We start from the raw sequence: 16,331 nt of genomic DNA on the forward strand, positions 1-16,331 counted from the left end.
CCTTTAGATGTCGAGCACACAATCGCCGGAAGCGGCCGACACGCAGGTCTGAATCCGGGTGCCCGGGTCGTGTTCCGCGCCGGTGCGCAGGTCACGGACGTGTCCCTGCACCAGGCTGACGACGCACGACTGGCATATACCCATTCGGCAGCCGAAGGGCATCTGCACGCCGGCGCCCTCCCCCGCGTCCATCAACGACGTCGCCGCGTCGGCGACGACGGCGCGATCGCTCCGGGCGAAGGTGACCGTTCCGCCGGCGCCGGCCGGCGCGGCCTTGGACACGGCGAATCGTTCGAGGTGCAACCGGTCGCCGATGCCCGCCGCCGACCAGATCTGCTCGGCCTGGGTCAGCATGCCCTCCGGCCCGCAGGCCCAGGTCTGCCGTTCGCGCCAGTCCGGTACCTCCTGGTCGAGCCGGGCGAGGTCGAGACGACCCCGGGTACGGGTTTCCCGCAGCAGCAGGCGATAGCCGGGATGGTCGGCCGCCAGCGCGGCCAACTCGGCCCGAAACATCACGTCGGACTCGGTGGGCGCGGAATGCACGTGCGCGATGTCACCAATCTGGTTGCGGCGCACCAGAGTTCGCAGCATGGACATCACCGGCGTGATCCCGGATCCGGCGGTGAGGAACAAAATCGATGACGGCGCCGGGTCGGGCAGCACGAAGTTGCCCTGCGGTGCGGCCAGCCGGACGATGGTCCCCCGTTCGACGCCCGCCACCAGGTGCGACGACAGAAAGCCTTCGGGCATCGCCTTCACCGTGATGGTCACCGTGCGTGTCGAGCCGGATCCGGACGTCGCGGCGGGGCTGGACGTGAGCGAATACGACCGCCAGCGCCAGCGTCCGTCCATCAGCAGCCCGATCCCGATGTACTGACCGGGCTGGTAGTCGAAGTTGAAGCCCCAGCCCGGCTTGATCACCAGGGTCGCGGAATCCTCGGTCTCGCGGCGCACCTCGAGGATGCGGCCCCGCACTTCCCGCGCCGACCACAGTGGATTGGCCAGATGCAGGTAGTCGTCGGGCAACAGTGGTGTCGTGATGCGCGCGGCGATCTTGCGCAGCGCGTGCCAACCGGGGTGCCGCTCGGCACCGGCGACGACTGGCCGCTTGGTCTCGACGACGTTGCCCCTGATCGATGGGTTACGTCTGCCCAGGGGAAGCTCCTGCTCACTACGCGGAGTCTTGCTTGCGCTGACCATTGTGGTCGATTGGGTGGGCTTCACGAAACCTACGGTACCGTAACCTACGGTTGCGTAGCCAGCGTTGTGACCGAGAGCGCTGGGCTACAGCAGCTCGAGCAGGAACGGCAGCTCCTGGTTGGCGTACCAAGCCAAGTCGTGGTCTTGCGCGTCGCCGACGATCAGTTCGGCATCCTCGTCACCCAGGTCGGCGGCGTCGATGGCCTCGATCGCCTTCGTCACCGCCGGCTCGGCATCCGCGTTGTCGACGTACGCGGCGATCACGTCCGCCAGCGCGACGGGCCCGCCGAGTCTCACCACCGCGTCGTCGAGATCGGGTCGGAAGCTGACGTCGCCGACCTCGGCGGCCAGCACCGCGCGCCGCGGCGGCAGGGATCCGGCGGCCCCTTCGGCTTCCGTGTCGGCCAGCAGCCGCAGCGACGCCAGCGCCGCCTCGCGCAGCGCGACCTCGGCCAGCTCATCGTCGTCGCCCTCGGCGTACGCCTCGCGCAACGTCGGCGTCAGCGCGAACGCGGTGCCGTTGACGGGCCGCAACGAACCGTCGGCGACCAGCCCCTGCAACATGGCCAGCGTGGCCGGAATGTAGACCTGGATGGCTCAGTCCCCGATCAACGTGGCCGCGAAGTCGTCGACATAGGTCGCCAGGTCGCGCGGCGGGCGCTGGTAACTCACAGCCGGGAGCGGAAGTTTCGGCAGTTTGATCTTCGGCCGCTCCACGTCGTGGTAGTCGATGGTGGACAACAAATGGGCCATCATGTTCAGCCGCGCGTGCTTCTTGATATCCGATTCCACTACATACCAAGGGCTGAACGAGGTATCGGTGTGCACCATCATCTCGTCCTTGGCCCGCGAATATTCTTCCCACCTATAGACCGATTGCAAGTCCATGGTGGACAGTTTCCATTGCCGCACAGGGTCATTCAGCCGCGCCCTGAACCGGCGCAGCTGTTCGGCCTCGGAAACCGAGAACCAATACTTGCGGAGCAGGATCCCCTCATCGATCAGCAACTGCTCGAAAATGGGCGTCTGCCGCAAAAACAACACGTACTCCTGCGGCGTGCAGAATCCCATGACCTTCTCGACACCGGCGCGGTTGTACCACGACCGATCGAACAGCACGATCTCCCCTTTGGCGGGCAGATGGGCGATATAGCGCTGGTAGTACCACTGTCCGCGCTCCCGCTCCGTCGGCGCGGGCAGTGCCGCGATGCGGACGGCCCGTGGGTTCAGGTATTCGGTGATCCGCTTGATGGTTCCGCCCTTGCCCGCTCCGTCGCGGCCTTCGAAGATGACCACGACGCGGGCACCGGTGTGCCGCACCCACTCCTGCAGCGTGACGAATTCGGTTTGCAGCCGGAACAATTCAGCTCGATATACCTCGTCGGGCACCTTCCGCACGGACGGCGAAGCCGATTTCTTTGTGTGTGCCTTCGCAGACTCGCCGTCTTTGGTCGCGGTGCTCATTCAACGGATGATAGATCCCGGCAGCAAGGTTCACCTCCGACTACGAGCGGGAAGCTTCCAGCAATTCCTCGAGCGCCTGGTTCAGCAGGCCCGGCAGCAGCTCGACGTCGCTCATCGCTTCGCGGTCGGCATTGATGCCGAAGTAGAGCATCCCGTTATACGACGTCACGCTGATGGCCAGCGCCTGGTTGTGCAACAGCGGCGGGACGGCGTAGGTCTCCAGCAACTTGGTGCCGGCGATGTACATCTGCGACTGGGCACCCGGCGCGTTCGTGATCAGCAGGTTGAACGTCCGCCTGGAAAAGCTGGGGAAGCTGGTGGCGACCCGGATACCCATGGCGTGCAGCGTGGGTGGGGCAAATCCCGACAGCGTGACGATGGTCCTGGCGTCCACCAGGCGGGCGGCCGTCGGGTTCGATTCGGTGGCGTGCGCGATCTGCGACAGCCGCACCACCGCGTTCGGCTCCCCCACCGGCAGGTCGACCAAAAACGGCATCACCTGGCTGATGGCCTGACCGGGGCCGGTCGCATCGAGCTGACCGTCGGCGTAGATGGACAGCGGCGCCATGGCCCGCACCGTCGCGGTCGCCGACACCGCCACCCCGCGTGACATCAGCCAGCTGCCCAGGGCGCCGGCGATCACCGCGAGCACCACGTCGTTGACGTCGCAGTCGTACCGGGCGCGCACGGTGCGGTAGTCGTCGAGGTTGCCGCACGCGACCGTGAACCGCCGGTGGCGCGACACGGTGGCATTGAGCGGGCTGCTGGGTGCGGTGCCGCGCGCCACGGTGCGCGCGAAATCGAGGACTCGGCGGCCGGCGGCGAGCAGTTCGCCATGGTTGGTCATCAGGCCGCCGATGGCCGAGCCGACGGCCTGCAGCTGGGTGCCCGGCCCCACGAACCAGTCACCGATGGCCCCGAAGATCAGCCGCGCGTCACCCGGGTCGCGTTCCGGCACCCAAATGTCTTCGGCGAAGGGCGGCGGGCGTTTGGTGCGATCGGCGATGACGTGGTTGATCTCCAGCGCCGTCATGCCGTTGATGAGGGCTTGATGCGACTTGGTGTAGAGGGCGACGCGGTTCTTGGACAGGCCCTCGACCAGATACATCTCCCACAGCGGCCGGGACTTGTCCAGCGGCCGGGCGGCCAGCCGGGCGATCAGCTCGTGCAGTTGTTCGTCGCTGCCCGGGGAGGGCAGGGCGGAGCGCCGGACGTGATAGGCGATGTCGAAGTCGCCGTCGTCGACCCAGACGGGCCGGGCCGATCCGACCCGGACCTCCCGGACCTTTTGCCGATAGCGGGGAATCTGCGGCAGCCGCCGCTCGATGGTGGCCAGCAGCGTCTCGTAGCTCAATCCGGCGCGCGGCCGGTGCAGGATCGACAGCGATCCGACGTACATCGGGGTGGCCGTGTTTTCCAGCCGAAAAAACGATGCGTCCGATGGGGACAGCCGGGTCACCATAGGGCGCAGTCCTCCTCACCGAATCATCGCCCTGTTGCTGAAGGAGATGTCCCGCCCACGGTAATCGTCCGACCGGGCAACGTCCGAGCGCGGGTACGCGCCGGCCCGAGTTGTGCCATGATGACCACTGCCTGCCACTCTCCAGCGGGCTTGAGGGAGTTCGACCCAAGAGTTGGAGAGTGCGCGTTGAACATCAGTCCTGTCGCGGGTCCGCCCGGCGCCTTCGCCGTCCTACCCGTCGTCGACTACGAGCCCCCGGCACAAGACGTACCTCGGAGCGTCCCTTCCTGCCTGCCGTCGTCGCGCGCGCCGTTGCGCAGGCGCAGCGCCCACGCGCCGCACCGGCCCTGCCCGCCCGCCAGGCAGCCGGCCGACGAGCCGCGGACCGCGATGTCGGGGCCGATGCGGCAGGCCGCGATATTCGCCGACGCGGCGCTGCGCCGGGTGCTCGAGGTGATCGACCGCCGCCGCCCCGCCGCCCAGCTGCGCCCGTTGCTGACGCCAAGCCTGGTGGATTCCGTCGTCTCGGTGGGCCATGCGGCCGGCGGTCAGCAGGGCGCGGCGGTGCTTCGGCGGCTGCGCCTGCAGCCGGCCGGTCGCGACCCCGAGGCCGCGGCCGAGGTTTCCGGCTCGTACAGCCGCGGCAACCGGATCCACGCCATCGCCTGCCGCGTCGAGCGGGCGTCCGCCGGCGCCGGCTGGCTGGTGGTGGCCCTGCACATCGGTTGATCGGGGCTAGTGTGGCGGCCCGGCGGCCGGCGCGAGCGGACCACCCGTGTAGCGGGTCAGCACCGGCCCGACGATCGCCATGATGAACACGTACGCCGTCGCCAGCGCGGCGACCGCGGGGATCGACGTGCCGGCCAATCCGATGATGATCAGCGAGAACTCTCCCCTGGCGACCAGCGCGGTGCCCGCGCGCAGTTGCCCGCGCCGCGCGACTCCGTCGCGGCGGGCGGCGAAGATCCCGGTGGCCACCTTGGTCGCCGCGGTCACCGCGGCCAGTATCAGCGCCGCGGGAAGCATCGGGATGAGCGCGTGCGGATCGACCGAGAAGCCGATAGCCAGGAAGAAGATGGCGGCGAACAGATCCCGCAGCGGGCCCAGCACCCGGCGCGCCCGGTCCGCCGTTTCCCCGGTCAGCGTCAGCCCCACCAGGAACGCGCCGACGGCGGCCGACGCGTGCAGGGATTCGGCCAGCGCCGCCACGATCAAGGTGACGCCCAGCACCCGCAGCAGCAGCTGTTCGGAGTCGGGGTGCTCGACCAGCCGGCCGACATGGTGACCCCAGCGGTAGGACGCGGCGAACGCCGCCAGCAGCGCGGCCACCGCCACCACCATGCCTACGACGGCGTGCAGCCAGCCGCCGCCGGACGCCAGGACGGCGAACAGCGGCAGGTAGGCCGCCATCGCGAAGTCCTCGAGGACCAGCACGGAGAGCACCGCCGGCGTCTCCCGGTTACCCAGCCGGTGCAAGTCCTCCAGCAGCCGCGCGATGACGCCCGAGGAGGAGATGTAGGTGACTCCGGCCAGGCACAGGATCGCCACGCCGTCCAATCCCAGCAGCCAGCCGGCGACCGCACCGGGCGCCGCGTTGAGGACGATGTCGACCCCCGCCGACGGCAGGTGGTGGCGCAGGCTGGCGGCGAACTCGGCCGCGGAGAATTCCAGGCCCAGGGTGAGCAGCAGCAGCACGACGCCGATGGGCGCGCTCGTCGTGATGAACTGGCCCCCGGCGTCCAGCGGCAGGATCCCGCCCTTACCCAGCGACAGGCCCGCCAGCAGGTACACCGGGATCGGAGACAAGGCGAATCGGCGTGCGATGGCGCCTACTACGGCCAGCGTGGCCAGGAGGGCGCCGAGTTGTAACAGCAGCGCCCACGAAACTTGCACCGGCTCAGCCCTTGTCGATGATCTGTTCGACGCCGGCGATGCCGTCCTGGGTGCCGATGACAATCAAAACGTCTCGGGCATAGAGCATTTCGGCCGGACCCGGCGAGGCGAGCACTTCCTCGTTACGCACGATGGCGACGATGGAGGCACCGGTGCGGGTGCGGGCGTGCGTGTCGCCCAAGGGATGGCCCACGAAGGGGCTATCGGCCAGGATGTGGACCTGCCCCGTTTCGAGTCCGGGTATTTCGCGGGCCAGCTCGGTGAACCGCTCGGCGATGCGCGGTGCCCCCAGGATCTGGGCAACCGCCTCGGCCTCTTCGTCGCTGAGGTGCAGGAGCGGCCGGGCCTCGTCCGGGTCCTCCCGGGCATAGACGACGACCTCGAAGTCGCCGCTCCGCCGCGCGATGATGCCGATGCGGTCGCCCTTGTGATCAGTGAATTCGTAGCGAAGGCCGACGCCCGGCAGCAGCACCTCCTTGACATCCATACCGTCAATCCTGACAGGTTGGCCGGAGGCGCTGTCACCCGATCGCCGAGCTGCTAGCGAATTACAAAGATTCAGCCCTGCCGGGCAGTGCCCGTGGCCTGGCGGCGCGGAATCGGCAGCAGCATCGACACCTCGCGGCGGTACTCGCGGTACGGGTGGCCGAGAGACGCGACCAGGTCACGCTCTTCGAGCTGGGTGGCGATCAGGATGTAGGTCGTCATGCCGATCGAGAACAGCAGGTGTCCGGCCGTCATGGTCGGCGCCGCCCAGAACGCGATGAGCATCCCGAGCATCAGGGGGTGACGCACCACGCGGTAGAGCAGACGCACGCGGAATTCCACGCTGGTGTAAGGCTTTTGACGCGACGCGAGATACACCTGCCGGAGCCCGAACAAATCGAAATGGTTGATCAGGAACGTCGCCAGCAGCGCTATCGCCCAGCCGAGCCAGAACAGCGCCCACAGCACCGCGCGGGCCGGCGGCATCCGCACATCCCAGATGACCGTTGGCATCGTTCGCCACTGCCAGTACAGCAGGGCCAGCACCACACTCGACAGCAGCACGTAGGTGCTGCGCTCGAGTGTCGACGGCACCAACCGCACCCACCATCGCTTGAATGCGGGCCGGGCCATCACGCTGTGCTGGACGCCGAACAAGGCGACCAGCGCCGCGTTGATGGGTATTGCCGCGGCGACGGGCGCGGCTAGCCCACGGTCAACGCTTCGCGGCACCGCGAGGTTGCCCACGAAACCAATGAGATACAGAAAGGCCGCGAGGAAGAGCAGGTACGCCGCGGCGCCGTAGCCAAGCGTCAAGTATCGCTTCATGGGCTAAGTGTCCGCCTGCCAGGCACGTTCGGATATAGGTCGTTTGCCTCATCATCGGCGAGCGGGGCCCTAGGCATTTTTGACTAGTCCGTTGCGCAGCGCGTACATGCTGGCGCCGATGCGGTTGGATACGCCGATCTTGGCGTAGGTCCGCTCGACGTGGTTGCGGGCCGTTTTCTCGCTGATCACCAACGACGCCGCGATCTCCTTGTTCGAGGCGCCGCGCGCGACCAGGCACAGCACCTCGACCTCCCTGGGGGTCAACCCGTCCGGGCGCACGTGAGGCCGTTGCGCCGGCTGACCCGCTGCCGTCAACGATCCTTGCCTGGACCAGATCTGATTCGACACCCCGATGCGGCCCAGGTCGTGTACATGCCCCGCCCGCCGCGTCAAGGCAACCGCGTGGGCGTCGAGACCCGCGGCCCGCGCGGCGTCCCCGGCGAGCCGGGCCACCGCGCGCGAATGTCCAAGGGTGAACGGGCATTTCAGATCGACGAAGTCGCCGAGTGCGACGAGCAGGGTGTCCAGCGATTGGTCGTCAAGCCGCCGGTGCCGATCGGGCGCCGCGGCCAGAGCCGCCGCCCACGCGTCGCCGGCCGGCGGCCCGGCCAGAACCTCCTCGGCGTGGCGAAGGAAGGCGTCGGCGACCTGGGGATCGAATTGTCCGCCGCGCCGCTCGCGCACCATCGCCACCGCCCCCGCGACGCCGTAGGTGCGGTGGTGCACCTCGACCATGTCGGCCAGCTGGGCGATCCGCATCTGAATCGGGATCTCGTCGCCCTGGGCGCCGGCGGGCAGCCCGCCGCCGTCGTAGCGCTCGAACGCAAACGCCACTGCCGCCTGCACGTTGGGGCCCAGGCCGATTCGGTCGGCCAGCACGGCCGCCGAGGTGCAATGCGAGTGGATCAACCGGGAGATGTGGCCGCGCGCGTCGGCGAAAAGCGTTGCTATCAAGCTCAATCGGTGCGCCAGCGGGTGGCCGCGCCCCACGTTCCCGGCCAGGAACCGCAAGTACGGTAAGCCCGACCAATCAACGAGATACGAGTCGTGGCGCACGGCGATGTCGTCGCCGAACCACCGCGCGTATCCGTGGGAGTCGGCGTGACAGCCGATCCACATGACCAAGGTCGTGTAGTAGGTGCAGTCCCGCTGTTCCGCGTCGAGTCCGAGCCGGTCGGCAAGTCTGGTCGCGATCGTCGCCGCCCGCAGCATGTGCTCGGCTGGCTGGCCCAGCCCGAGGTCGATCGCCACCGACAGGGCCGCCAGCAGCTCCGCACGGGTCGGCAGTTCGGGCTCCGACATGGGCCTCATTGTGCCCAGCTCATTGGCGCGCGGTCAGCCGATTGGCACAGTGCGCCCGACGGCATGGTGGCGGCCGGCGTCGAACGTTTCGAAATGCCCCGAGCCCACCACGAACAGGCCTCGTTGCGGCGGCCGGAAACCGGCCAGCCGCGGTTGGCGCGGCAGCGGCCCGACGGGCCCGAGGTCCGCATCGCGCCATATCGCGCGCGACTGCGCCACCGCCCACACCCGCGCGGGGGCGATCATGAAGCGCTGCCCGTTGGGCGCCGTTCCCGAGAGCCGGACCCGGCCGGCGCGCAGGGTCGGGCCGGCGGCCCGGCCCAACGCGGCCAGCACCGCCCGGTTCGTCCACGCGCGCGCCGGCAACCGCCCGCCGACCACGCTCATCAGCCGCGTCGACGGGGTGGAACGGATATCGATCTGCCACGCAAGCAATCCCGGGATCTCCACGAACAGCGACCACGGGGTGACCCAGGCGACGTCGATGTCGCACTGCACCGCGTCGTTGGGCGTCGCCGCGCTGAAGAAGCGGGCGCAGCTCTGCGGACCCGGCGTCGTCGCGTAGAAGGTCCACACGCCGTCGGGGTCGCGATGCCACACCGACCGGTAGCCGGGCGAGAACGACGTGGCCGGGAAGTGCCGCAGCGCCAGATAGTGGCCGCTGGCGAACGGAAGGCCCATGACACCGAAGCCGACGAATCGTTCGTCGTCTCCGGCGGGCAGGTCGGGCTTTTGCAGGACGGCCGTGGCGGCGTCCAGTGGGGTGCGTGCTTTGGTCATGCGTGAATGGTGCGCGCCCGCACGGCCATACCGCATGGGGCGGCTGCCTCAGATCTTCGGCCTCGAGCGCCCGGCCAGCCGGGCACTGGGAGGAAGGCGCCCGGCCAGCCGGGCGCTCGGCAGAAGGCGAGTGCGGGGCCTAGCGCCGTTTCACCGATTTGGGCGGCTTGGCGCCGCGGCCCTGCCGGCGTGCGGCTTCCCGACGCTCGCGGCGGCTCGCCCCGCCGGGAACCCCGGCCGGGGCCTTCCCGTCGCCGCCGTTGCGCTGCACCTGCGCCGAGCCGTCCTCCGACGGGCCGGAGTAGGTCATGGCGGGCGCCTCGTTGTCGATGCCCTTGGCGCGCAACTGAGTTGGGGGCTCTTCGCGCACGGGCGGGGCGGTGTCGCCCTGGTCTGCGGCGGTTCCCAAATCCTTGAGCCCCTCGGGCGTTTCCACCGGCGCGACCTGCGGGGACGGCACCGCCTCGACGGTGACGTTGAACAGGAAGCCGACCGACTCCTCTTTCATGCCGTCGAGCATGGCCATGAACATGTCGTAGCCCTCGCGCTGGTACTCCACCAGCGGATCGCGCTGCGCCATCGCGCGCAGCCCGATGCCCTCCTTGAGGTAGTCCATCTCGTAGAGGTGCTCGCGCCACTTGCGGTCGATGACGTTGAGCAGCACGTTGCGTTCCAGCTGGCGCATGGCGCCCTCGCCCGCGAGCTCCTCGAGCTCGGCTTCCCTTGCGGCATAAGCACGTTCGGCGTCTTTGAGCAGCTCGTCGAGCAACTCCTCGCGGGTGAGGTCGTCGCGCTCGGAGTCACCGTCGAGGCGCATCAAGGGCTCGTGCTCGATGCCGACCGGGTACAGCGTCTTGAGCGCCGTCCACAACGCCTCCAGGTCCCAATCCTCGGCGTAGCCCTCGGCCGTCGCGCCGTTGACGTACGCGGTGACCACGTCGCGGACCATGCCCAGCGCCTGATCCTTGACGTTCTCGCCTTCCAGGATGCGGCGACGCTCGGCGTAGATCACCTTGCGCTGCTGGTTCATCACCTCGTCGTACTTGAGGACGTTCTTTCTGACCTCGAAGTTCTGCTGCTCGACCTGGGTCTGCGCGCTCTTGATCGCCCGGGTGACCATCTTGGCTTCGATCGGCACGTCGTCGGGCAGGTTCAGCCGGTTCAGCATCGCCTCCAGCGCGGCGCCGTTGAACCGGCGCATGAGCTCGTCGCCCAGCGACAAGTAGAAGCGCGACTCGCCCGGGTCGCCCTGCCGGCCGGAGCGGCCGCGCAGCTGGTTGTCGATGCGTCGCGACTCGTGACGCTCGGTGCCCAGCACGTACAGACCGCCGGCCTCGACCACCTCGGCGGCCTCCTTGCCGGCCTCCTCCTTGACTATCGGCAGCTCCTCGTGCCAGGCCGCCTCGTATTCGTCGGGCGTCTCGACCGGATCGAGGCCGCGTTCGCGCAGCCGCTGGTCGGTGAGGAAGTCGACGTTGCCGCCCAGCACGATGTCGGTACCGCGGCCGGCCATGTTGGTGGCCACGGTGACCCCGCCGCGGCGGCCCGCCACGGCGACGATGCCGGCCTCCTGCTCGTGGTACTTGGCGTTGAGCACGTTGTGCGGGACCCGTCGCTTCTGGAACTGCCGCGACAGGTACTCCGAGCGCTCGACGCTGGTGGTACCGATCAGCACGGGCTGGCCCTTCTCGTAACGCTCGACGACGTCGTCGACCACCGCGATGTACTTGGCCTCCTCCGTCTTGTAGATGAGGTCGGACTGGTCGGTGCGGACCATCGGCTTGTTGGTCGGGATGGGCACCACGCCCAGCTTGTAGATCTCGTGCAGCTCGGCCGCCTCGGTCTGGGCGGTACCGGTCATGCCGGCGAGCTTGTCGTAGAGCCGGAAGTAGTTCTGCAGCGTGATGGTGGCCAGCGTCTGGTTCTCGGCCTTGATCTCGACGTGCTCCTTGGCCTCGATCGCCTGGTGCATGCCCTCGTTGTAGCGGCGGCCGTAGAGCACGCGGCCGGTGAACTCGTCGACGATGAGGACCTCGCCGTCGCGGACGATGTAGTCCTTGTCGCGGTTGAACAGCTCCTTGGCCTTCAGCGCGTTGTTGAGGTAGCTGACCAGCGGCGAGTTGGCGGCCTCGTACAGGTTGTCGATGCCGAGCTGGTCCTCGACGAACTCGACGCCCAGCTCGTGCACACCGACGGTGCGTTTGCGCAGGTCCACCTCGTAGTGGACGTCCTTTTCCATCAGCGGCGCCAACCGGGCGAACTCGAGGTACCAGTTGGAGGCCCCGTCGGCGGGCCCGGAGATGATCAGCGGGGTGCGGGCCTCGTCGATCAGGATGGAGTCGACCTCGTCGACGATGGCGAAGTTGTGCCCGCGCTGCACCAGGTCGTCGAGCGAGTGCGCCATGTTGTCGCGCAGGTAGTCGAAGCCGAACTCGTTGTTGGTGCCGTAGGTGATGTCGGCGGCATACGCCACGCGGCGCTCGTCCGGCGTCATCTGCGCGAGGATCACGCCGACGTCCAGGCCGAGGAAGCGGTGCACGCGGCCCATCCACTCGCTGTCGCGTTTGGCCAGGTAGTCGTTGACCGTGACGACGTGCACGCCATTGCCACCGATGCCGTTGAGGTAGGCCGGCAACACCGAGGTCAGGGTCTTGCCCTCACCGGTCTTCATCTCGGCGACGTTGCCGAAGTGGAGCGCCGCCGCGCCCATCACCTGCACGTCGAACGGGCGCTGGTCGAGCACCCGCCAGGCCGCCTCGCGGGCCACCGCGAACGCCTCGGGCAGCAGGTCGTCGAGGCTTTCACCGTCGGCGTGCCGCTTCTTGAACTCGTCGGTCTTGGCCCGCAGCTCCGCGTCGGTCAGCTTTTCGACCTCGTCGGACAAGGTGTTGACGTAGTCAGACACCCGCTTGAGACGCTTGAGCATGCGGCCTTCGCCGACGCGCAGCAACTTCGACAGCACAGCTATGTCCCCTGTTGGTAGGAGTCTCTTCTCTTAAGCGACTCCCATGGTAGGTGACAACCTCCCAAAGGCCGCCGTAGCGGCGAGCGCAAGCGCGACACCGCCGGGCGCTGCGGGTCGCCGCCCGAAGACCACGTCAGGAGAGCCTGATCAGCCCGTAGTCGTAGGCGTGCCGGCGGTAGACCACACACGGCCGTTCGGTCTGCTTGTCGTGGAACAAGAAGAAGTCGTGCCCGACGAGCTCCATCTCGTAGAGCGCGTCGTCGACCGTCATCGGCGTGGCGGGGTGCTCCTTGGTCCGCACGATCCGCCCGGGCTCGTGGCCGGCGTCGGCGCCGTCATGGTCGGCGGGCGGCTCCGGCATGCGTTCCTGCCGCGGCGGCGGAACGACCGCGGTGGCGGCGGCCAGCGACACCGGCGTCTTGTCGCCGTAGTGGACCTTGCGGCGGTCCTTCACGCGGCGCAGCCGGTTCTCCAGTTTGTCCACCGCGGACTCGAACGCCGCGTAGAAGCTGTCGGCGCAGGCCTCCGCCCGGCTGACCGGTCCGCGGCCGCGGGCGGTGATCTCCACGCGTTGACACGATTTGCGCTGGCGCCGGTTCGGCGCGTGTTTGAGCTCGACATCGAAGAGATAGATGGAGCGATCGAACCGCTCGAGGCGGGCAAGTTTCTGGGAGACGTACAGACGGTAGTGGTCGGGGATTTCTACATTGCGGCCCTTGAAAACGACTTCGGCAGTGGTCGTCGGTTGGGGTTGGCCGTCGGTTTGCGTCGGCGGTTGGTCGAGAATCTGACCGGAATCCACGGATAGCCTTGACATACGTGACAACTCGTTTCTCTTTCACGTCGCACGCGCCCTGCGTGCCCGGCTTGCTAACGACGCGCCGACGAGGTGGGAGAGCGGTCCTTAAGAAGTCACCGCCGCAGAGTGCTCGCCGATGCAAGGTGTCGAATACTCACCCCTTCCCGCGAGTGGGGTCTCAACCTGAGAATGTCGCGACCAGTGAGGCAGACCAGTGAGTTGATTAACGTTGTTCTCGACGTTAGCTCTTGTTTGCCTCGCCATGCCACTGATTTCGCGGAGCTGTTGCGAGTTCTTCACATACTCTTGGCGACCGCACAGCCTCACGCGACAGCGACCGCCAACACGGCGGTCACCCGGACGCCGGCGGCGTCCAGCACCCGCACCGACTCGCGGGCCGTCGCACCGGTGGTGACGATGTCGTCGACGATCAGGACCTCGGTTCGCGGCGGTGTTCCGCGCAGCAGCACCCGGCCCGCGACGTTGCGCTCACGGGCCGCCGTGCCCAGGCCCACGGAGTCGCGAACCAGTGCCCGCATCCGCAGCGCCGGGGCGACCGCGACGGCCGGGTGGCGGGCGACCGCGGTGCGCGCCAGCCGGGTGACCGGGTCGCCGCCGCGACGGCGCGCCGCCGAACGACGCGTCGGCGCCGGCACGACGGTCAGCGGGGTCTCGACGATTCCCCACGACAGCAGCCGGTGCACGCCGGTGGCCAGCGCAACCGCCAACGGCCCGACGAGATCGGCGCGGCCCTGCTCCTTGAGCGCCAGGATCGCTTGCCGGCGCGCGCCGGCGTAGCGGCCGAGGGCGAACACCGGCACCTGCGGGTCGATCCGGGGGTTCACCACGTGCGGTTGGTCCGCGCCGACCGCCAGCTCGCGTGCGCAGGCGTCACACCAGCGGGTCGACGGCGCCCCGCAGCCGCCGCACTGCAGCGGCAGGATGAGGTCGAGCATGGCGCCAGTGTCGCGGGCGGGACCGACAAGACCCGGACGATCGCCGCTAGGAGCCTGCTGAATTAGTGGTGTTTGGGGCGAGGCGCCTCGAGCCGTCTTGCGGCGTTGTGGAAGTCAGACCCTGAGGTCGACAGGAGAGGTCGCCCCGCCGGTTTGAGAGTGGCACGGGGCTAGGAGCCTGCTGAATTAGTGGTGTTTGGGGCGAGGCGCCTCGAGCCGTCTTGCGGCGTTGTGGAAGTCAGACCCTGAGGTCGACAGGAGAGGTCGCCCCGCCGGTTTGAGAGTGGCACGGGTGGGCGGGGGGGAGGCAAGGCCGGTGAGTGGGTGGTTTAGGCGATGGCCCAGGTGTTACCGGTGGAGGTCAGGCCCATCGCGATCAGTCGGCGCAGGTTCAGCGCGGCGGCGCGGTGGTGCAGCCAGTGCGGGGGGGAGGCAAGGCCGGTGAGTGGGTGGTTTAGGCGATGGCCCAGGTGTTACCGGTGGAGGTCAGGCCCATCGCGATCAGTCGGCGCAGGTTCAGCGCGGCGGCGCGGTGGTGCAGCCAGTGATCGTTTTTGATGGCGCCGCGGTAGCGGACCTTGCGGTTACCTCGGGTTAGCCAGGCGATCGAGCGTTCGACCATCGGTCGATGCCGCCGGTATTCGGCCTGCCAGTCAGGGTCGCGTGCTTGAGTGCGCGCAGCGCGTAGCAACGGTTCGTAGCTGGTGAGGGTGAGTTTGCGTCCGGCTTTGGCTGTAGTGCAACGTGACGCCAATGAGCAAGAGCGACAACGCTTCTTGAAGCCGACGCTGCTTGAGTGCGCGCAGCGCGTAGCAACGGTTCGTAGCTGGTGAGGGTGAGTTTGCGTCCGGCTTTGGCTGTAGTGCAACGTGACGCCAATGAGCAAGAGCGACAACGCTTCTTGAAGCCGACGCCGCCGCTGGCCGGGATCGGCAGGGTGTGATTGGCTGGACATGTCACGGTGCGGGCCGCGAAGTCGATGGTGAAGTCGTCGGTGGTGAAGCCGCCGGGCATCGGGGCGCGTAGTGGGTTCGGTTTGATCAGCGCGGTATGTCCGTTAACAGCAAGTGCGGCCCGCGCCGCACCGGTGCCGTACGCCGAATCGCCAAGTACCCTCACCGGGGTCTGCTCCTCCTCGAGGAGGGCCAGCCCGACGACGGCCTCGTGGTTATCGGGTCCGCTGGCTTTGGTCAGCGCGCAGTCGGTGATGAGCCCGGTATCGGGTTCGATGGCGATGTGGGCCTTAAAGCCGTCCTGGCGGTGGTGCACCGTCTTATGAGCATGGCGCGCTTCGGGATCCACCGTCGAAATCACGCGGTCACCGGCGACGTTGTGTGCGATGCGCCAATGCCCGTCGGTGCCATCGGAGCCCTCGACGGGTTCGACGTCTTGGCCGGCGACCAGCGCCAACAACGCGACCGCCTCCGCCGCCCGCGGCCCCAGCTCCTGCTCGGGCAGATGCCCCAGCAGCCGGTGAGCGTCGCTGACCAAGCCATCGACCAACTGCTCACGGGCGCCCTGGTCATTCCAGGCAATCGCCGGTTTACCCGGATCGTCGTAGTCGTGGGCGGTGCACTGCCCGGCGATGACCGCAGCGGCGTCGGGGATCTCGCGCCGGACCCGGCGGATCGCGGCGATCAACTGGGTCACGGTGTCCTGGGTGGCCACCGCATCGTCAAGGACCGTGGAATCCAGTGCCCGCCGGGTCTTACCGGCCAACACCCCGGTTTGGGCCACCACGGCTTTGACCGCCTCAAAGATCCGGTTCGGCCGCTCCGAAGCCGCCAGCCGACGCCGCCAGTACGTCAACGTCGTCGAATGGAAAGCGCCCTCGGTGATCGGCAGCCCGCACGCCGCTTTCCACCGCAAATCGAAGGTGACCGCNTCGACAGTCTCGTTATCGGACAAGCCATGCAGCGCCTGCAAAGTGATCACGCTGGCCATCACTTCAGCCGGCACGCTCGGTCGGCCCCGACGCGAGGGAAACAGGTCGGCGAACATCGCCTCAGGGAACAACTCACCCCGATGCGCCGCCAGGAACGCAAACACGCTGTCAGACTTCAAAAGATGCCCGGCCACCGACTCGGCATCCAACAACTCACGCTGATCATCAGAACGACCCTGCACCCACTGATCATCCCGAAAACCCCAGCACAACCCACCCCGCCACGCGGGATTAATTCAGCAGGCTCCTAG

The 16,331-nt window shown here is 68.1% G+C and carries 13 protein-coding genes and 2 pseudogenes; 1 reads left to right on the forward strand and 14 read right to left on the reverse strand.

Features of this window, described 5'->3' with window-relative positions:
* Positions 1–3: 3 nt before the first annotated feature.
* The 4 genes from H7J89_RS07725 to H7J89_RS07740 form a co-directional block, all read right to left on the reverse strand.
* A complete protein-coding gene (locus H7J89_RS07725) occupies positions 4–1,200 on the reverse strand; it encodes a ferredoxin reductase (RefSeq protein ID WP_372513735.1) in 1,197 nt (398 codons plus the stop codon).
* An 84-nt stretch (positions 1,201–1,284) separates the two neighbouring features.
* The gene (locus H7J89_RS07730; RefSeq protein ID WP_372513736.1) at positions 1,285–1,794 is read right to left on the reverse strand and encodes a DUF6912 family protein; all 510 of its coding nucleotides are present in this window, start codon (positions 1,792–1,794) and stop codon (positions 1,285–1,287) included.
* A gap of 3 nt (positions 1,795–1,797) precedes the next feature.
* Complete coding sequence (ppk2, locus tag H7J89_RS07735) at positions 1,798–2,664, reverse strand: polyphosphate kinase 2 (RefSeq protein ID WP_264039924.1); 867 nt, start codon at positions 2,662–2,664, stop codon at positions 1,798–1,800.
* 40 nt (positions 2,665–2,704) lie between these two features.
* Complete coding sequence (locus H7J89_RS07740) at positions 2,705–4,126, reverse strand: WS/DGAT/MGAT family O-acyltransferase (RefSeq protein ID WP_264039932.1); 1,422 nt, start codon at positions 4,124–4,126, stop codon at positions 2,705–2,707.
* 186 nt (positions 4,127–4,312) lie between these two features.
* On the opposite strand from H7J89_RS07740, the gene H7J89_RS07745 reads away from it, so the two are divergent.
* Complete coding sequence (locus H7J89_RS07745) at positions 4,313–4,855, forward strand: Rv3235 family protein (RefSeq protein WP_264039939.1); 543 nt, start codon at positions 4,313–4,315, stop codon at positions 4,853–4,855.
* Between the two features lie 6 nt (positions 4,856–4,861).
* On the opposite strand, the gene H7J89_RS07750 is transcribed toward H7J89_RS07745, so the two are convergent.
* The 10 genes and pseudogenes from H7J89_RS07750 to H7J89_RS07795 form a co-directional block, all read right to left on the reverse strand.
* Entirely contained in the window at positions 4,862–6,019 is a 1,158-nt protein-coding gene (locus H7J89_RS07750; protein ID WP_264039948.1) for a cation:proton antiporter, read from the reverse strand.
* A gap of 4 nt (positions 6,020–6,023) precedes the next feature.
* Entirely contained in the window at positions 6,024–6,506 is a 483-nt protein-coding gene (locus tag H7J89_RS07755; protein ID WP_066956234.1) for a cation:proton antiporter regulatory subunit, read from the reverse strand.
* Between the two features lie 71 nt (positions 6,507–6,577).
* Positions 6,578–7,333 (reverse strand): methanethiol S-methyltransferase, encoded by a 756-nt coding sequence (mddA, locus tag H7J89_RS07760; protein WP_264039962.1) that lies wholly within the window; start codon positions 7,331–7,333, stop codon positions 6,578–6,580.
* 69 nt (positions 7,334–7,402) lie between these two features.
* Positions 7,403–8,644 (reverse strand): LuxR C-terminal-related transcriptional regulator, encoded by a 1,242-nt coding sequence (locus H7J89_RS07765; RefSeq protein ID WP_264039970.1) that lies wholly within the window; start codon positions 8,642–8,644, stop codon positions 7,403–7,405.
* Between the two features lie 24 nt (positions 8,645–8,668).
* Positions 8,669–9,415: a hypothetical protein gene (locus H7J89_RS07770; protein WP_264039976.1), complete on the reverse strand. Its 747-nt coding sequence runs from the start codon at positions 9,413–9,415 to the stop codon at positions 8,669–8,671.
* Positions 9,416–9,554: 139 nt separating this feature from the next.
* A complete protein-coding gene (gene secA, locus H7J89_RS07775; protein WP_264039984.1) occupies positions 9,555–12,377 on the reverse strand; it encodes a preprotein translocase subunit SecA in 2,823 nt (940 codons plus the stop codon).
* Between the two features lie 136 nt (positions 12,378–12,513).
* A complete protein-coding gene (gene hpf / locus H7J89_RS07780) occupies positions 12,514–13,182 on the reverse strand; it encodes a ribosome hibernation-promoting factor, HPF/YfiA family (RefSeq protein ID WP_372513737.1) in 669 nt (222 codons plus the stop codon).
* Between the two features lie 320 nt (positions 13,183–13,502).
* Positions 13,503–14,135, reverse strand: coding sequence for a ComF family protein (locus H7J89_RS07785; protein ID WP_264040011.1), 633 nt, complete (start codon positions 14,133–14,135; stop codon positions 13,503–13,505).
* A 454-nt stretch (positions 14,136–14,589) separates the two neighbouring features.
* A pseudogene (locus H7J89_RS25995) lies at positions 14,590–14,916 on the reverse strand (transposase); the annotation flags it as partial.
* 8 nt (positions 14,917–14,924) lie between these two features.
* A pseudogene (locus H7J89_RS07795) lies at positions 14,925–16,262 on the reverse strand (IS1182 family transposase); the annotation flags it as partial.
* Between the last annotated feature and the right edge of the window lie 69 nt (positions 16,263–16,331).

Origin of the sequence: Mycobacterium paraffinicum, assembly GCF_025822865.1 — a bacterium.
GTDB lineage: Bacteria > Actinomycetota > Actinomycetes > Mycobacteriales > Mycobacteriaceae > Mycobacterium > Mycobacterium paraffinicum.